General features: G+C 73.5%; 19 protein-coding genes and 1 riboswitch. Of the genes, 13 read left to right on the top strand and 6 right to left on the bottom strand.

Annotated elements, in window-relative coordinates:
- Positions 1-11 precede the first annotated feature (11 nt).
- The gene (locus ACQPYX_RS28390) at positions 12-1,181 is read left to right on the top strand and encodes an MFS transporter (RefSeq protein WP_433803826.1); all 1,170 of its coding nucleotides are present in this window, start codon (positions 12-14) and stop codon (positions 1,179-1,181) included.
- On the opposite strand, the gene ACQPYX_RS28395 is transcribed toward ACQPYX_RS28390, so the two are convergent.
- Positions 1,178-1,831: a hypothetical protein gene (locus ACQPYX_RS28395; protein ID WP_433800604.1), complete on the bottom strand. Its 654-nt coding sequence runs from the start codon at positions 1,829-1,831 to the stop codon at positions 1,178-1,180. The two genes, ACQPYX_RS28390 and ACQPYX_RS28395, sit on opposite strands and share 4 nt — an antisense overlap.
- 128 nt (positions 1,832-1,959) lie before the next feature.
- On the opposite strand from ACQPYX_RS28395, the gene ACQPYX_RS28400 reads away from it, so the two are divergent.
- From ACQPYX_RS28400 to ACQPYX_RS28410, 3 genes are all read left to right on the top strand, one after another.
- A complete protein-coding gene (locus tag ACQPYX_RS28400; RefSeq protein ID WP_433800605.1) occupies positions 1,960-3,180 on the top strand; it encodes an alpha-hydroxy acid oxidase in 1,221 nt (406 codons plus the stop codon).
- Positions 3,177-3,728, top strand: coding sequence for an AAA family ATPase (locus ACQPYX_RS28405; protein ID WP_433800606.1), 552 nt, complete (start codon positions 3,177-3,179; stop codon positions 3,726-3,728). The genes ACQPYX_RS28400 and ACQPYX_RS28405 overlap by 4 nt, the downstream gene beginning before the upstream one ends.
- A 73-nt stretch (positions 3,729-3,801) precedes the next feature.
- Positions 3,802-4,362, top strand: a complete 561-nt coding sequence (locus ACQPYX_RS28410) for a DUF998 domain-containing protein (RefSeq protein WP_433800607.1) — start codon at positions 3,802-3,804, stop codon at positions 4,360-4,362.
- Here ACQPYX_RS28410 and ACQPYX_RS28415 read toward each other — a convergent pair.
- Positions 4,296-4,793, bottom strand: a complete 498-nt coding sequence (locus tag ACQPYX_RS28415) for a hypothetical protein (RefSeq protein ID WP_433800608.1) — start codon at positions 4,791-4,793, stop codon at positions 4,296-4,298. The two genes, ACQPYX_RS28410 and ACQPYX_RS28415, sit on opposite strands and share 67 nt — an antisense overlap.
- Positions 4,794-4,881: 88 nt before the next feature.
- On the opposite strand from ACQPYX_RS28415, the gene ACQPYX_RS28420 reads away from it, so the two are divergent.
- Positions 4,882-5,712 carry an SAM-dependent methyltransferase gene (locus ACQPYX_RS28420; protein WP_433800609.1) on the top strand — a complete coding sequence of 277 codons (831 nt, stop codon included), beginning with the start codon at positions 4,882-4,884 and terminating at the stop codon, positions 5,710-5,712.
- A 30-nt stretch (positions 5,713-5,742) separates the two neighbouring features.
- Positions 5,743-5,814: riboswitch (guanidine-III (ykkC-III) riboswitch) on the top strand.
- A 17-nt stretch (positions 5,815-5,831) separates the two neighbouring features.
- The gene (locus ACQPYX_RS28425; RefSeq protein ID WP_433800610.1) at positions 5,832-6,146 is read left to right on the top strand and encodes a DMT family transporter; all 315 of its coding nucleotides are present in this window, start codon (positions 5,832-5,834) and stop codon (positions 6,144-6,146) included.
- Here the strand turns inward: ACQPYX_RS28425 and ACQPYX_RS28430 are convergent.
- On the bottom strand, positions 6,130-6,300 hold the full coding sequence (locus tag ACQPYX_RS28430; protein WP_433800611.1) for a hypothetical protein: 171 nt from the start codon (positions 6,298-6,300) through the stop codon (positions 6,130-6,132). The genes ACQPYX_RS28425 and ACQPYX_RS28430 overlap by 17 nt on opposite strands.
- Before the next feature lie 181 nt (positions 6,301-6,481).
- Here ACQPYX_RS28430 and ACQPYX_RS28435 point away from each other — a divergent pair, with 181 nt between their 5' ends.
- The 5 genes from ACQPYX_RS28435 (at position 6,482) to ACQPYX_RS28455 (ending at position 10,201) form a co-directional block, all read left to right on the top strand.
- The gene (locus ACQPYX_RS28435; RefSeq protein ID WP_433800612.1) at positions 6,482-8,026 is read left to right on the top strand and encodes an amidase; all 1,545 of its coding nucleotides are present in this window, start codon (positions 6,482-6,484) and stop codon (positions 8,024-8,026) included.
- A gap of 176 nt (positions 8,027-8,202) precedes the next feature.
- Positions 8,203-8,508 carry a hypothetical protein gene (locus ACQPYX_RS28440; protein ID WP_433803827.1) on the top strand — a complete coding sequence of 102 codons (306 nt, stop codon included), beginning with the start codon at positions 8,203-8,205 and terminating at the stop codon, positions 8,506-8,508.
- A 120-nt stretch (positions 8,509-8,628) separates the two neighbouring features.
- A complete protein-coding gene (locus ACQPYX_RS28445; RefSeq protein WP_433800613.1) occupies positions 8,629-9,678 on the top strand; it encodes an alcohol dehydrogenase catalytic domain-containing protein in 1,050 nt (349 codons plus the stop codon).
- Between the two features lie 75 nt (positions 9,679-9,753).
- Positions 9,754-9,951 carry a hypothetical protein gene (locus ACQPYX_RS28450; RefSeq protein WP_433800614.1) on the top strand — a complete coding sequence of 66 codons (198 nt, stop codon included), beginning with the start codon at positions 9,754-9,756 and terminating at the stop codon, positions 9,949-9,951.
- 82 nt (positions 9,952-10,033) lie between these two features.
- Positions 10,034-10,201, top strand: a complete 168-nt coding sequence (locus ACQPYX_RS28455) for a hypothetical protein (RefSeq protein ID WP_433800615.1) — start codon at positions 10,034-10,036, stop codon at positions 10,199-10,201.
- Between the two features lie 6 nt (positions 10,202-10,207).
- On the opposite strand, the gene ACQPYX_RS28460 is transcribed toward ACQPYX_RS28455, so the two are convergent.
- Positions 10,208-10,705 carry a GNAT family N-acetyltransferase gene (locus ACQPYX_RS28460; protein ID WP_433800616.1) on the bottom strand — a complete coding sequence of 166 codons (498 nt, stop codon included), beginning with the start codon at positions 10,703-10,705 and terminating at the stop codon, positions 10,208-10,210.
- A gap of 71 nt (positions 10,706-10,776) precedes the next feature.
- Between ACQPYX_RS28460 and ACQPYX_RS28465 the strand changes: the two genes are divergently transcribed.
- The gene (locus ACQPYX_RS28465) at positions 10,777-11,430 is read left to right on the top strand and encodes an alpha-ketoglutarate-dependent dioxygenase AlkB family protein (RefSeq protein ID WP_433800617.1); all 654 of its coding nucleotides are present in this window, start codon (positions 10,777-10,779) and stop codon (positions 11,428-11,430) included.
- A 68-nt stretch (positions 11,431-11,498) separates the two neighbouring features.
- On the opposite strand, the gene ACQPYX_RS28470 is transcribed toward ACQPYX_RS28465, so the two are convergent.
- Positions 11,499-12,392: an alpha/beta fold hydrolase gene (locus ACQPYX_RS28470; RefSeq protein WP_433800618.1), complete on the bottom strand. Its 894-nt coding sequence runs from the start codon at positions 12,390-12,392 to the stop codon at positions 11,499-11,501.
- 104 nt (positions 12,393-12,496) lie between these two features.
- Between ACQPYX_RS28470 and ACQPYX_RS28475 the strand changes: the two genes are divergently transcribed.
- Entirely contained in the window at positions 12,497-12,823 is a 327-nt protein-coding gene (locus ACQPYX_RS28475; protein ID WP_433800619.1) for a YnfA family protein, read from the top strand.
- A 4-nt stretch (positions 12,824-12,827) separates the two neighbouring features.
- Here ACQPYX_RS28475 and ACQPYX_RS28480 read toward each other — a convergent pair whose 3' ends face one another.
- Positions 12,828-13,313, bottom strand: a complete 486-nt coding sequence (locus ACQPYX_RS28480) for an SRPBCC family protein (RefSeq protein WP_433800620.1) — start codon at positions 13,311-13,313, stop codon at positions 12,828-12,830.

The raw sequence follows: 13,313 nt of genomic DNA on the forward strand, positions 1-13,313 counted from the left end.
CGAGCCGCGGCCTGCGGGGTCCGGCCGCCGCCGTCGTCGTCGCCCTCGCCTTCCTCGTCACCATGCTCGGCGCGACGCTGCCGACGCCGCTCTACCCGCTCTACGAACGTGAGCTGGGGTTCGGCCAGGTCGTGGTGACGCTGATCTTCGCCGCCTACGCGGTGGGCGTCGCGGCTGCGCTGATCTTCTTCGGACGGCTCTCCGACCAGCTCGGACGCCGCGCGGTGCTGCTGCCCGGGCTCGCCCTCGCGGCCGTGTCGAGCGCGGTGTTCCTGATCCCGGACAGCCTCACCGCACTGTTCGTCGGCCGCGTCCTGTCCGGTCTGTCCGCCGGCATCTTCACCGCGACGGCCACCGCCACCCTCGTCGACCTCGCGCCCGCGGGGCGGCAGGCCCGCTACAGCCTCGTCGCCGCCTGCGTGAACATGCTCGGTCTCGGGCTCGGCCCGGTGCTCGCCGGCGCGCTCGCGCAGTACGCGCCGCTGCCGCTGTTCCTCCCCTACGCCGTGCACGTCGTGCTGGTGGTGCTCGTGGCCGTCGGGGCCTACCTCGTCGCCGAACCGCTCGACACCACCGGCCGCACGGTCTCGTTCGCCCCGCAGAAGCTCGGGGTACCGGCGGAGGTGCGCGGCGTCTTCGTCGGCGCCGCCATCGCGGGCTTCGCCGGATTCGCCGTGCTGGGCCTGTTCACCGCCGTGTCGCCGGCGTTCCTGACGCAGGTCCTGCGGATCGAGAACCACTTCGTCGGCGGCCTCGTGGTGTTCACGCTGCTCGGGTTCTCGACGCTGGGCCAGATCGCCTCGTCCCGGCTCGCGCTGCGTCCGGCCCTGCTCACGGGGTGCGTCGGCCTCGTCGTGGGAGTCCTCGTGGTGGGCCTCTCGATCGCCCTGGCGTCGCTGCCGGTGCTGCTCGTGGGCGCGGCGGTCGCGGGCGTCGGGCAGGGCATGTCGTTCCGGGCGGGGCTCGGCGCGGTCAACGCGGGCAGCCCCCAGGAGCGGCGCAGCGAGGTGGCGTCGAGCTTCTTCCTCGTGCTCTACGTCGCGATCTCGGTGCCGGTCATCGGCGAGGGCATCCTCTCGGCGGCCATCGGGCTGGTGGCGGCGGGCGTCATCTTCTCCGTCGTCGTCGCCGTGCTGGCCGCGATCGCGTTCGTCAGCCTCCTGCGCGTGCGGATGACCTAGACGGCCGCGAGCACGCGCTCCGCGGTCGGACCGTCGCAGACGACCCGTCCGCGGAGCTCGCCGACACTGCGCCGCGCGGACAGGGCGAGCAGCAGCGCCACCGCGTCGGCCTCGAGGACCTCGGGGGCCCGGCGACCCGTCGTCGGGAAGGCCCGGTCGACGACCACCGGCCCGGCGGGGACCGAGCGGACCACGATCCGCAGGGCCGACGCCCGTGGCTCCGGCGTCCGCGCGAGCAGGCGGGGGATCATCCCGACGACGAGGCGGCACGCCTGCGCGGCCGCGGGCCCGGCCTCGTCGGCGTCGAGCTCGCGGTCGAGCGCGGCGAGCAGGTCGTGCGTGTGCAGGCACATGTCGAGGCACTGCGCGGCGAGCTCCTCGCCGTGCGGGGCTGCGTGGGTGAGCTGGTGGCCGGCGCGCGCGTGCGCCGTCGCTAGCGCCGCGCGCAGCCGGTCCGGGCCGAGGTAGTGCACCCCGCCGAGGTGCACCACGAGGTCGGTCACGTCGGTGCCGCCGGTGTCGAGCGCGGCGCAGGCCCGCGCCCGGTCGGTCCGCGCCAGCGGCCGGCCCCAGTCGGCCGGCCCGAGCCCGTCGACGGTGTCCTCGGTGGTGTCCCAGAGCTCGAGCAGTGCCCGGGTCGCGTCGTCCATGGTCGGCCCCCTGCCGGTCCGCGAGCCTCCACCGTAAGTGACCTGGACCATACCTCACAACGACCACCGCCTTGCCCCGTGCCGGTGCGCGTGTTGTGGTCGGTGCACCGCCGACGAAGGAGTCCCGCGTGCCCGTGCGACGCCAGCTCCCCCGCTACCGCGACCTCAAGCCGCTGGTGCGGGTCCGGCCCCCGCGCCTGGACCCGACCCGGCGTCGCCTGGAGTCCTCGTTCACCGTCGCGGACCTGCGCGAGGCCGCCCGGAAGCGGGCGCCGCGCGCGGTGTTCGACTACGTCGACGGCGCCGCCGAGCAGGAGATCGGCCTGCGCCGCGCGCGGGACGCGTTCTCCCGGGTCGAGTTCTCGCCGCGGGTGCTGCGCGACGTCGGCTCCATCGACACCTCGACGACGATCCTCGGCGAGTCCGCCTCGATGCCGGTCGTCCTGGGTCCGACCGGGTTCACGCGCATGGCCCACCACGAGGGCGAACGCGCCGTCGTCCGCGCCGCGGAGTCCGCCGGCGTGCCCTACGCGCTCTCCACCATGGGCACCACGTCGATCGAGGAGTTCCGCGACGAGGCCCCGCTCGCCCGGCACTGGTTCCAGCTCTACCTCTGGCGCGACCGCGACGCGTCGGGCGAGCTCGTCGAGCGGGCCCGCAAGGCCGGGTTCGACACGCTGGTCCTCACCGTCGACACCCCGGTGCCCGGAGCCCGGCTGCGCGACAACCACAACGGCCTGACGATCCCGCCGTCGCTCACCACGCGGACCCTGCTCGACATGGCGCGCCACCCGGCGTGGTGGGCCAACCTGCTGACCAGCGAGCCGCTCACGTTCGCCTCGCTGAGCTCCTGGAACGGCACGGTCGCGGACCTCGTCACGCACATGTTCGACCCGACGGCCGTCGCCAAGGACGTCACGTGGCTGCGCGAGCAGTGGCCCGGACACCTCGTCGTGAAGGGCATCCAGCACGTCGACGACGCGCGCGCCGTCGTCGACCTCGGCGCCGACGGGATCGTGGTGTCCAACCACGGCGGCCGGCAGCTCGACCGGGCCCCCGTGCCGCTGGAGATCCTCCCCGACGTCGTGGCCGCCGTCGGCGACCGCACGAGCGTCTTCCTCGACACCGGCGTCATGACCGGCGCCGACGTGGTGGCCGCGAAGGCGTTCGGCGCGCAGGCCGTGGTCCTCGGCCGCGCCTACATGTACGGGCTCATGGCGGGCGGCGAGGCCGGGGTGACCCGGATGCTCGACATCGTCCGCGCCGAGATGACCCGCACGCTCGCGCTCATGGGCGTGGAGCGGATGGACGAGCTCGACCCGTCGCGGGTGCGCCTGCGGCCTGCGTGAACGCCGACGTGTGGGTGGTGGCCGGGGCGCCGGGCGCGGGGAAGTCGACGGTGGCCGCGCGACTGGCCCACCTCCTCGACCCGCACCCGGCCCTGCTCGACAAGGACACGCTCTACGGCTGCTTCGTCGGAGCGACCCTGGCCGCGGCCGGTCGGCCCGACGGCGAGCGCGAGGGGCCCTGGTACGACGAGCACGTCAAGACCCACGAGTACGGCGGCCTCACCGCCGCCGCCCGGGAGATCCGCGCGCACGGCTGCCCGGTGCTGCTCGTCGCGCCGTTCACGGGCCAGGTCCGCGACCCGGCGCGGTGGTCGGCGTGGGTGGACGAGCTGGGCGGCCCGGCCGTGCACCTGGTGTGGGTGCGGATCGGCCCCGCCACGCTGCGGCAGCGGCTCCTCGCCCGGGGCCGACCCCAGGACGCGGGGAAGCTCGCGGCCTTCGACGCCTTCGTCGCGCGGATGCGCCCGGACGAGCCGCCGCCGGTGCCGCACCGCGTCGTCGACACGTCGGGCGGGACGGAGGCAGGGATCGACGACCAGCTCCGCTAGACACGTGATCATGTCGACTGCCTGGCGGGTCGGACGCGGGTGCCGGTCCCGCCGGCCCTCTAGCGTTCCGCCCGTGGACGCACCCCGGGTCGGCGCCGTCCTGCGCGCGACGCAGCCGCTGTACGTCGTCGTGGAACTGCTCGTCGCGGCGGTCGTCCCCGGCCCCTACTCCCTCGTGCGCAGCACGATCAGCGAGCTCGGCGTCGCGGCGGTCTCCCCGGGGCACGCGGTGATCAACGGGGCGTTCGTGCTGTTCGGCACCACCCTGGCCCTCGGCGCGCTGCTGTCGCGGCCCGGCCGGACGGCCACCGTCCTGTGGGTGGTCGCGGGCCTGTCGTCGATCGCGACCGGCCTGGCCCCGCTCGACACCGCCCCGGTCGCCCACCTCGTCGTGTCCGCCCCGGTCTTCCTCGCCCAGCCGGTGGCCCTGCTGCTGACCGGCCTCGCCGCCCGCAGCCGCGTGGCCGCCGGGCTCGGCGTCGTCGGCGTCGTCGCGAGCGTCCTGTTCCTCGTCGGCGTCCTCCCGGACCTCGCCGGCCTGCTCGAACGCCTCGCCCTGTGGCCCGGCTACGTGGTGCTGGGGGTCCTCGGCGTGCGCACGCTCGCCCGGGCGTCGGCCGCCAGGGCCGGGTAGGCGTTCCCGACGGCGGGTGTGGTCACCAGGTCCTGCAGGAACTGCGCCTGGGCCTCGACGTTCAGGTCCGCGAACCGGTCCGTGGCCGCCGCGCGCCAGTCGTAACCGGTGCGCGAGCGCTGGGCAGCGATCGCGTCGAGCGCGTACCGCGCGCCGAGCCGGTGGTACTGCCAGACGTGCACCGCCTCGTGCACGAGCAGGCCCGGGTCGGAGCGGCCCTTGAGGTGGATCGTCGTGCCGAGCGTGACCGGACGCCGGCTCACCCCCAGCAGACCGGCCCGGCGGGGTACGACGACGATCCGGTCGAGATCCAGCCCATCGCGGAAGACGGCCTCGAGCACGGACCGTTCGGCGACGGTGAGGCCGCGTCGGTCGCGCCCGCCGACCGCGTCACCCGCCCGGAGCAGCAGCCTGCCGACGGCATCACGCACCCGGGCAGTCTGACCCGAGGACCCCGCCACCGCGGAAGTTGAAAGTGACACACTGAGCGGCGACGATGTCGACGTCGGCGGGAGCACCATGAGCATCGAGCGACCGGCCTCTCCGAGGGCCGCGGCGACGATCGACCGGACGCGCGCGAGCATCGCCCGGGTCTACGACTGCGCGCTGGGCGGCAAGGACAACTTCGAGGTCGACCGCGAGGTCGTCGAGAAGCTGAAGACGGTCGCGCCCGAGATCGAGCAGTTCACCGTCGACCACCGGCAGTTCCTCATCCGCGTCACGCGGTTCATCGCGGGCCAGACCGGCATCCGGCAGTTCCTCGACCTCGGCTCCGGGCTGCCCACCGCGGAGAACACGCACCAGGCCGCGCAGCGCATCGCGCCCGACGCGCGGGTCGTCTACGTCGACAACGACCCCTCCGTCGTCGCGCACGGCCGCGCGCTGCTCGAGGAGAACGAGCTGACGCGCTTCTCCCCGGCGGACCTGACGCAGCCGGAGGAGGTGCTCGCCGACCCGATCGTCCGCGAGCTCATCGACTTCTCGCAGCCGCTCGCACTGCTCCAGCTCGGCACGCTGCACCACTACGTCGGCGCGCGTCCCCCGGCCGACATCATGCAGACCTACGTCGACGCCCTGCCCTCGGGCAGCTACGTCGCGCTCTCGCACTTCTACGACCCGCAGGACGAGAACTCCGAGCTCGCGCGCCGCATGGAGGAGGTCTTCGTGCACAGCCCGCTGGGCAGCGGGGTGTTCCGCACCCGCGACGAGATCCTCGGGATGCTGCCGGGTCTGGAACTCGTCGAGCCGGGCTTCTCGCTGCTCGTCGACTGGTGGCCCGACGGCCCGCGCATGCAGGACCTGCTCCCGGCGCAGAAGTGCCTGGCGGGTGCCGTGGGTCGCAAGCCCTAGATCGCTCCCGACGGCGGTGCGAGACTCGCGCCCGAGCCGTCCGACGACGGCCTCTCCGGACGAGAGTGACGCCGTACCCGGACCCCGACAAGACGGCGCTCCGGTATGGAGGTGCCGTCGTGGCGTGGATCGTGCTGGTCGTGTCCGGGCTGCTGGAGGCCGTCTGGGCGACCGCCCTGGGCCGCACCCAGGGACTGTCGAAGCTCGCCCCGGTCGTCGTGTTCGCCGTGGCGGTGGTCGCGAGCATGGTCGGGCTCGGGTACGCGATGCGGGACCTGCCGACGGGGACGGCGTACGCGGTGTGGGTCGGGATCGGTGCGGTGGGCACCGTCGCCTACGCCATGCTCACCGGGGACGAGCCGTTCACCGCGGTCAAGGCGCTGCTGCTCGGCGGGATCGTCGTCTGCGTGGTGGGGCTCAAGCTCGTGGAGTGACCGGTGGGTGGCGCTCCTCGAAGCGGCCCACCCGCCAGAGGAGCGCCGGGTTGCGGTTCGACCACGAGTACGCGACGGACATGAGCAGGCCGTCCGCGGGGTCGAACGCGCTCATCCCGGCCGCGAAGAGCAGCGGCAGGGTCAGCGCGGCCAATAGTGAGGCGCCACCGCGCACGGTACGGCGATCGTCGTCAACCGAGCGCTCCTTCTCGACGGCGGGTGGGTCGCGCGTCATCTCAGCATGTCGATTGATGTTGCTCCGTGCAGTGGTTGAGCGGGTCCCGACGACTTCCTACGGTGACCGGGACCACGTCACGCGCCCCGGGGAGACCCTCATGCCGCCACTGCCCCCGCCGGACCACGACGCCCTGGCGGCGGTCGCCGCCGGGTACGGCCTCGGCCTGTCCGACGCCGAGGTCGACGAGTACGCGCCCGTCGTGGCGGGTCTGCTCGGGTCGTGGGACGCGGTCGCGCAGCTGTACGAGGCCGAGGCCCCGACGCCGCCGCAGCGGGCCTGGCAGCGGCCGGAGCCGTCGGAGAACCCGTACAACGCCTGGTACGTCACGACCTCGATCGCCGGGGCGTCCGACGGCCCGCTGGCCGGGCGGACCGTGGCGGTCAAGGACAACACCGCCGTGGCGGGCGTCCCGATGACCAACGGCTCCGACACGATCGACGGGTACGTCCCGAGCGCCGATGCGACGATCGTGCGCCGCCTGCTCGAGGCCGGGGCCACCATCACGGGGAAGTCCGTCTGCGAGAACCTCTGCTTCTCCGGGGCCGGGATCACCGCGAACACCGGCGACGTGGAGAACCCCTGGGACCCGAGCCGCCACGCCGGCGGCTCGTCGGGTGGCAGCGCGGCGCTGGTCGCGGGCGGCCAGGTCGACATGGCCACCGGCGGCGACCAGGGCGGGTCGATCCGCATCCCGGCGTCGGACTGCGGCGTCGTCGGGCACAAGCCCACCTGGGGCCTGGTGCCCTACACCGGCGCCTTCCCGATCGAGGCGACCATCGACCACGTCGGGCCGATCACCCGCACCGTCGCCGACGCCGCGCTGATGCTGTCGCTGATCGCCGGGTCGGACGGCCAGGACCCGCGTCAGCCCACCGACGTCGCGGCCGACGACTACGTCGGCGCCCTGTCCGGTGGTGCGGGCGGGCTGCGGGTCGGGGTGCTGCGCGAGGGCTTCGGGCTCGCCGAGTCCGAGCCCGAGGTCGACGCGGCGGTACGCGAGGCGATCACCGCGCTCGCCGACGCCGGGATGGAAGTCTCCGAGGTCTCGGTGCCCTGGCACCTGCACGGGCCGCGCATCTGGGACGTCATCGCGACCGAGGGCGCCGCGTCGCAGATGATCGAGAACTCCGGCTACGGGCTCAACTGGAAGGGGCTCTACGACCCCGCCGTCATGGAGCACTACGGCCGCCGCTGGACCGAGGACGGCTCCCGGTTCCCCGCCACGGTCAACCTCGTCCTGCTCGCCGGGAAGTACGGACTGAACACGACCCACGGTCGGCACTACGCCATGGCGCAGAACCTCGCCCCGAAGCTCGCCGCCGCCTACGACGCCGCGTTGGCCGAGGTCGACCTGCTGGTCCTGCCGACCCTGCCGATGCGCGCCACCGTCCGCCCGGGCCGCGACGCCCGGCCTCCGGAGCTGCTCGGCCGCGCGCTGGAGATGCTCGCCAACACGTGTCCGTTCGACGTCACCGGCCACCCGGTGTGCTCGGTGCCCGCGCCGCTCGCGGGTGGGCTGCCGGTGGGGATGTCGCTTGTCGGGCGGCAGTTCGACGACGCGACCGTGCTGCGGGCCGCGCACGCCTACGAGCAGGCGGTGGGCGGCTTCCCGTCGCCGGCCCCGGCGGTCGCGCAGGCGTAGGGGTCTCGTCAGGCAGCCTCCCGGTGGAGATCAACGGTCCCGTGGCGGGCCGGAAAAGGTGCCGCGAGCCCGCCCGGGGACCGTTGATCATCGGGAGGGGTGCGGGCTGAGCCCGACCGGACCACGGCGGGTGCCCCGAGCACCCGCCGTCGGGCAGGGTGGGCGGCGTGTATCTGATGATCGCCGACGACGGTGTCACCCTCCACCAGCCGGAGCGGGTGAACGACTTCTACGCCTCGTACAAGCAGCGGCTCACCCCGGCGCGGCTGCACGAGGTGATGGTCGAGCACGCGGGCGGGGAGTTGCTCCCCGACGGCAACCACGTGATGGTGCCGGTGGAGACCCTGCGCCGCCTCGCTGCGGGCCAGGTCGACGAGGGCTGGGACCACCAGTTCGCCGGGATGCTCGACTACGCCCGGGACAAGGGCTGGATGAGCGAGGACGGGACGGCGGTCCGCGCCCATCTCGAGCGCGAGATGTGAGCTCCCGGCGCACCGTTGCCGAGTTGTTCCATCCTGAGACGGCCAGTGACGTGGGACACATGCAAGTGTCGGCATGGCAGATTTCAGAGACGAGATCGGAGGCCACCGGTGGCCGACACCATGCGCGCACTCGCCATCCTCGGGCAGGGCAAGGTCGGGCTGGTCGAACGGGAGATCCCGACGGCGGGCCCGGGCGAGGCGGTCGTGAGGACCACCGCCGCCCTGATCTGCACCTCCGACGTGCACACCGTCGCGGGGCTGCTACCCGTGCCCGACGGGCGGCTCCTCGGGCACGAGAGCGTCGGCATCGTGCACGAGATCGGCGCGGGCGTGACGTCGGTGCAGGTCGGGGACCGGGTGGCGGTCAACGCCGTGACCCCCGACGGCACGTGCGACAACTGCCAGGCGGGCTACACCTCGCAGTGCCGTGGCGCGCTCGGCGGCTACCGCTTCACCGTCCAGAAGGACGGCAACATGGCCGAGTACTTCCACGTCAACGACGCCGACTACAACCTCGCCCCGATCCCCGAGGGCCTGTCCGACGAGGCCGCGGTCTACGCCTGCGACATGCTCTCCACCGGCATCATCGGCGCCGAGAACGCGAACATCCCGGTCGGCGGGACCGTCGCGATCTTCGCGCAGGGCGCCGTCGGGCTCTCCGCGACGATCGGCGCGAAGCTGCGCGGGGCCGGGCTCGTCATCACCGTGGAGGGCATCCCGAACCGCCAGGAGATGTCGCGCCGCTTCGGCGCGGACGTGGTCATCGACCCGTCGTCGGGCAACGTGGCGGAGCAGATCCTCGAACTCACCGGCGGGGGCGCGAACTCGACCGTGGAGGCGCTGGGGAACCAGGTCACGTTCGAGGCGGCGCTCTACGCGACCGCGCCGGGCGGGACGCTGTCCAACGTCGGCTACCACGGCGAGTCGGGCCCGACGGTGACGATGCCGCTCGACGCCTGGGGCCTCGGCATGGCCGGCAAGAAGATCGTCACCGACCTCTGCCCCGGCGGCCGCCTGCGCATGGAGCGCCTCATGCGCCTGATGGCCAACGGCAAGATCGACCCGACGTCGATGACCACCCACCGGATGGGCATCGACCAGGTCGAGGAGGCCTTCGACATGATGACCCACAAGCGCGACGGGATCATCAAGCCGCTGATCACCTTCTGACCCGGTCCGGTGATGTGAGCAGCGTCCGCACCGTCGGTACCGGCCGGTCGTCGTCGGCCGACCTACCGTGCGGAGGTGCTCGAGTACCCGCGCCCCGAACCCCGTCCCGCCACCCTGCTCGAGCGGTTGACGGGGGCGGGGATCGGTGAGGAGCGGGCGCGCTCCGTGATCACGGCGGGCGGCGTCCGGGTCGCCGGGCACGAGGAGCCCGTGACCGACCCGGAGGCCTCCGTGCCGTGGCCGACGCCGTGGGAGCTGCTGCCGTCCTCCTGATCCGCGTCACCCGCCGGGACGTGCGACGTTAGGCCGGTCGGATGAGTCCCCCGACAGGTTGGCGGTCGAGATGAGCGGTCCGATGCAGGGTCACGTGGAGCTGGTCATCGCGATCGTCGGGCTGGTGATCACGGTGGTGCTCGCGGCGATCGGCGTCGTCGCGCTGGTCTCCCGCCGCGGGGCGACCCGGTGGTTCGCCGGCGCCGTCGTGGCGATCGCCGCGACGATGGGCGTGCTCAGCTTCGTCTAGTCCGCCTCACACGCCGAACGCGGACGGATACGCGACCGTGCCGGTCGGGACCGGGCGTGACGCGTCGAGCGCGAGGGCCATGAAGGCCTCGTCGGGAACGTCGAACGGGGCCCGGACACCCCGCGTGGAGGCCGGGGCGAAGCCGAACCGCGGGTAGTACCCGGCATGCCCGAGCACGACGACGAGGTTCTCGCCCGCCTCCCGAGCCGCCCCGAGGGCGGCACGGATCGCAGCGGCGCCCGCACCACGGCCCTGGTGCGACGGGAGGACCGCGCACGGGGCGAGTGCGAGCGCCGGCGCACCGTCGACGTGGCAGCGGGTGAGCAGGGCGTGGCCGACGACCTCGTCGTCGTGCGTGACCACGAACGACAGGTCGACCCAGGCGCCCCCGTCGGCGCGGAGGGCGTCGACCAGCTCGGCCTCGTCCGGCGTCGGGAAGGCGGCGAGGTTCACCGCGTGGACGGCGGCCCGGTCCTTCGAGCGTTCGCGGCGGGTGCTCCACACCGTGGGCAGTGTGGACACCGACCCCGCAGCACGCGAGGCGTTTCCGGTGTGCCCGGGGAGGAGGTGGTCATGTGTTCGAGCTGATCCCGCGGCCGCGGCGGACGATCGCACCGGGCGTGGTGCACGTCCCGGACTGGCTCGAGGTGGACACGCAGCGCCGGCTCGTCTCGCGTGCCCGGGAGTGGGCGGCCGAGGGCCCGGGCGCCCGACACGCGATGCTGCCGGGCGGGGCGCGGATGAGCGTGTCGTCGGTGTGCCTCGGCCGGCACTGGATCCCGTACCGCTACAGCCGCACCCGCGACGACCAGGACGGATCCCCGGTCCAGCCGTTCCCGGAGTGGCTGGCCGACCTCGGTCGGGCGGCGCTCGCGGACGCGTACGACGACCCCGCCGTGGTCTACCGGCCCGACGTGGCCCTGGTGAACTCCTACCGAGGCGACGCGCGCCTCGGCCTGCACCAGGACCGCGAGGAGCGGGCGCCCGACCCCGTGGTGTCGCTGAGCCTCGGCGCGGCGTGCGTGTTCCGCATCGGGAGTCCGCACCACCGCCGCGGCCCCTGGCACGACGTCGAGCTCTGCTCCGGCGACCTGATCGTGTTCGGGGGCGAGCACCGCCTGGCCTTCCACGGTGTGCCGAGACTCCTCCCCGACCGCGACGTGCCCGAGATCGGCGTCGCCCCCGACGAGCGGATCAACCTGACGCTGCGGGTGTCGGGCCTCGGGTGAACGCCCAGCGGTCGTCGGTGGCGCGCTGCTCCCACGGGACGCGAGCAGCGCGCCATCGTCGTGCCGGACTATCCGGCCCAGCGCTCCAGGAACTCGACGGCCGCCGCGTTCACGTCCTTCGCGTGCGTGGAGCTGAGGAAGTGCTGTCCGCCCTCGACGACCTGCAGGTCGGCCTGCGGGGAGTTCACGAACAGCCGGATCTCCTCCTCGGCGTTGGCCACGGAGTAGACCTCGTCGGCGGTGCCCTGCAGCCAGCGCACCGGGCAGCGGACGTCGTCGAGCCGGGCGTGCAGGCCGTCGCGGTCGCGCAGGTTGATCGACGCGACGCGCAGCCGGTGGCGCCCGTCGTCGCCGCGGTAGTTGCGCTGGTGCTCGGCGTGCCAGAAAGCGCGCTCGTCGTCGCTCGTGTCGGCCCCGAAGCCGGCACCGAGCACGGCGTCGACGAACTCGGTGGGCACCACCCAGTCGTCACCGACGGGGGCCGCGAGGTCGTCGATCGCGGGAGTGCAGAACGCGACGCCGTCCCAGCAGCCGAGGCGTCGGCTGCGCTCGCTCTCGTCGTCCATCGAGGTGCCGAGCGGGAGGATGCCCGCCACGACGTCGGGCGCGAGCATCGCCATCCGCGCGGCCACCCACCCGCCCTGCGAGGTGCCGAGTACGAACGCCCGGCGGATGCCGAGGGCGTCGAGCACCTGCAGGTTGGCCACCGCGCTGTCCCAGTAGGTGAACTGCCGCCACGCGGCGCGGGTGTCACCGTGGCCGTACAGCTCGATCGCGAGCAGGTTCGCTGCGCCGTCGAGGGCCTCGTCGGCGAACTGCGGGCGGTACAGCTCGACCGAGGTGCTGAAGGAGTTGACCAGGACCAGCGTGGGCTTGCCGGGGTCGTACGCCCGGGAGAACGCGTACGCGACGGTGGACCCGCCGAGGTGGGGCACGGACACGGTCTGGCGCTCGATCGGCACGGGTTCCTCCATCGTCGGCGGTGTCGAGAACTGTGCCGGGCGATCGCGGTGGCGGGAAGGGTGTCTACGGTCGGGGCCGTGCCCGTCTCGCCGGACCTCGCCGCATGACGCTGCGCTCGGTGGCCCTGTTCGTCGTCGCCGCCGTGTTGGAGATCGGCGGGGCGTGGCTGGTCTGGCAGGCCGTGCGGGAGGGCCGCGCGTGGTGGTGGGCGGGCTTCGGCGTCCTGGCGCTCGGGGCGTACGGCTTCGTCGCCGCGTTCCAGCCCGACGCGCAGTTCGGCCGCATCCTCGCCGCGTACGGCGGCGTGTTCGTGGCTGGCTCGTTGGTGTGGGGGATGGTGCTCGACGGCTACCGCCCCGACCGGTTCGACCTGCTCGGCGCGGCCGTCTGCCTCGTCGGCGTCGGGATCATCATGTACGCCCCGCGCTGACCGGTCAGGTCCCGCGGACGTCCGTCCCGTGCTCGGCGAACGCCTTGAAGTCCGCCATGTGCCGCCGGGACTGCTTGCGGAACATCGGGCGCATCAGGGGCGCCGCCACCCGCATGACGACGCCGTCGAACCGGTACTCGTTCTCGCTCTCCCAGAGCGTGGTCCCCGGCCCGGACGCCGTCAGCCGCTCGCGCGCGGCGTTCCACATGCCGTCGGCGACGATCTCGCGCTCGTAGTGGACGGGGGTGTCGGCAGGGAGTTCGTGCAGGTCGGACGGTTCCCGGCGGGTGATGGTCTCGGTGGCCGCCATCTCCTGCTGCCCCATCTGCAGGACCACCCGCGACACGGTGCCGACCTGCCCGTGCTCGCCGTCGACCGGCTCGTGCGACACGAGCCCTCGCAGCCACTTCGGCAGGTGCACGGGGTCGGCGAGCAGCGCGACCACGGTCTCCCGCGGCGCGGCGATCTCCATGGAGACCGTGTACCTCAT

The organism is Actinomycetospora sp. CA-084318, assembly GCF_050955885.1.
GTDB lineage: Bacteria > Actinomycetota > Actinomycetes > Mycobacteriales > Pseudonocardiaceae > Actinomycetospora.

Excerpts from the sequence above, each read along its gene's own strand:
- ACQPYX_RS28420 (WP_433800609.1), top strand. The coding sequence starts at position 4,882 with ATGAGCATCGAGCGACCGGCCTCTCCGAGGGCCGCGGCGACGATCGAC.
- ACQPYX_RS28455 (WP_433800615.1), top strand. The coding sequence starts at position 10,034 with ATGCAGGGTCACGTGGAGCTGGTCATCGCGATCGTCGGGCTGGTGATC.
- ACQPYX_RS28395 (WP_433800604.1), bottom strand. The coding sequence starts at position 1,831 with ATGGACGACGCGACCCGGGCACTGCTCGAGCTCTGGGACACCACCGAG.
- ACQPYX_RS28445 (WP_433800613.1), top strand. The coding sequence starts at position 8,629 with ATGCGCGCACTCGCCATCCTCGGGCAGGGCAAGGTCGGGCTGGTCGAA.
- ACQPYX_RS28480 (WP_433800620.1), bottom strand. The coding sequence starts at position 13,313 with ATGAGGTACACGGTCTCCATGGAGATCGCCGCGCCGCGGGAGACCGTG.
- ACQPYX_RS28440 (WP_433803827.1), top strand. The coding sequence starts at position 8,203 with ATGATCGCCGACGACGGTGTCACCCTCCACCAGCCGGAGCGGGTGAAC.
- ACQPYX_RS28435 (WP_433800612.1), top strand. The coding sequence starts at position 6,482 with ATGCCGCCACTGCCCCCGCCGGACCACGACGCCCTGGCGGCGGTCGCC.
- ACQPYX_RS28475 (WP_433800619.1), top strand. The coding sequence starts at position 12,497 with ATGACGCTGCGCTCGGTGGCCCTGTTCGTCGTCGCCGCCGTGTTGGAG.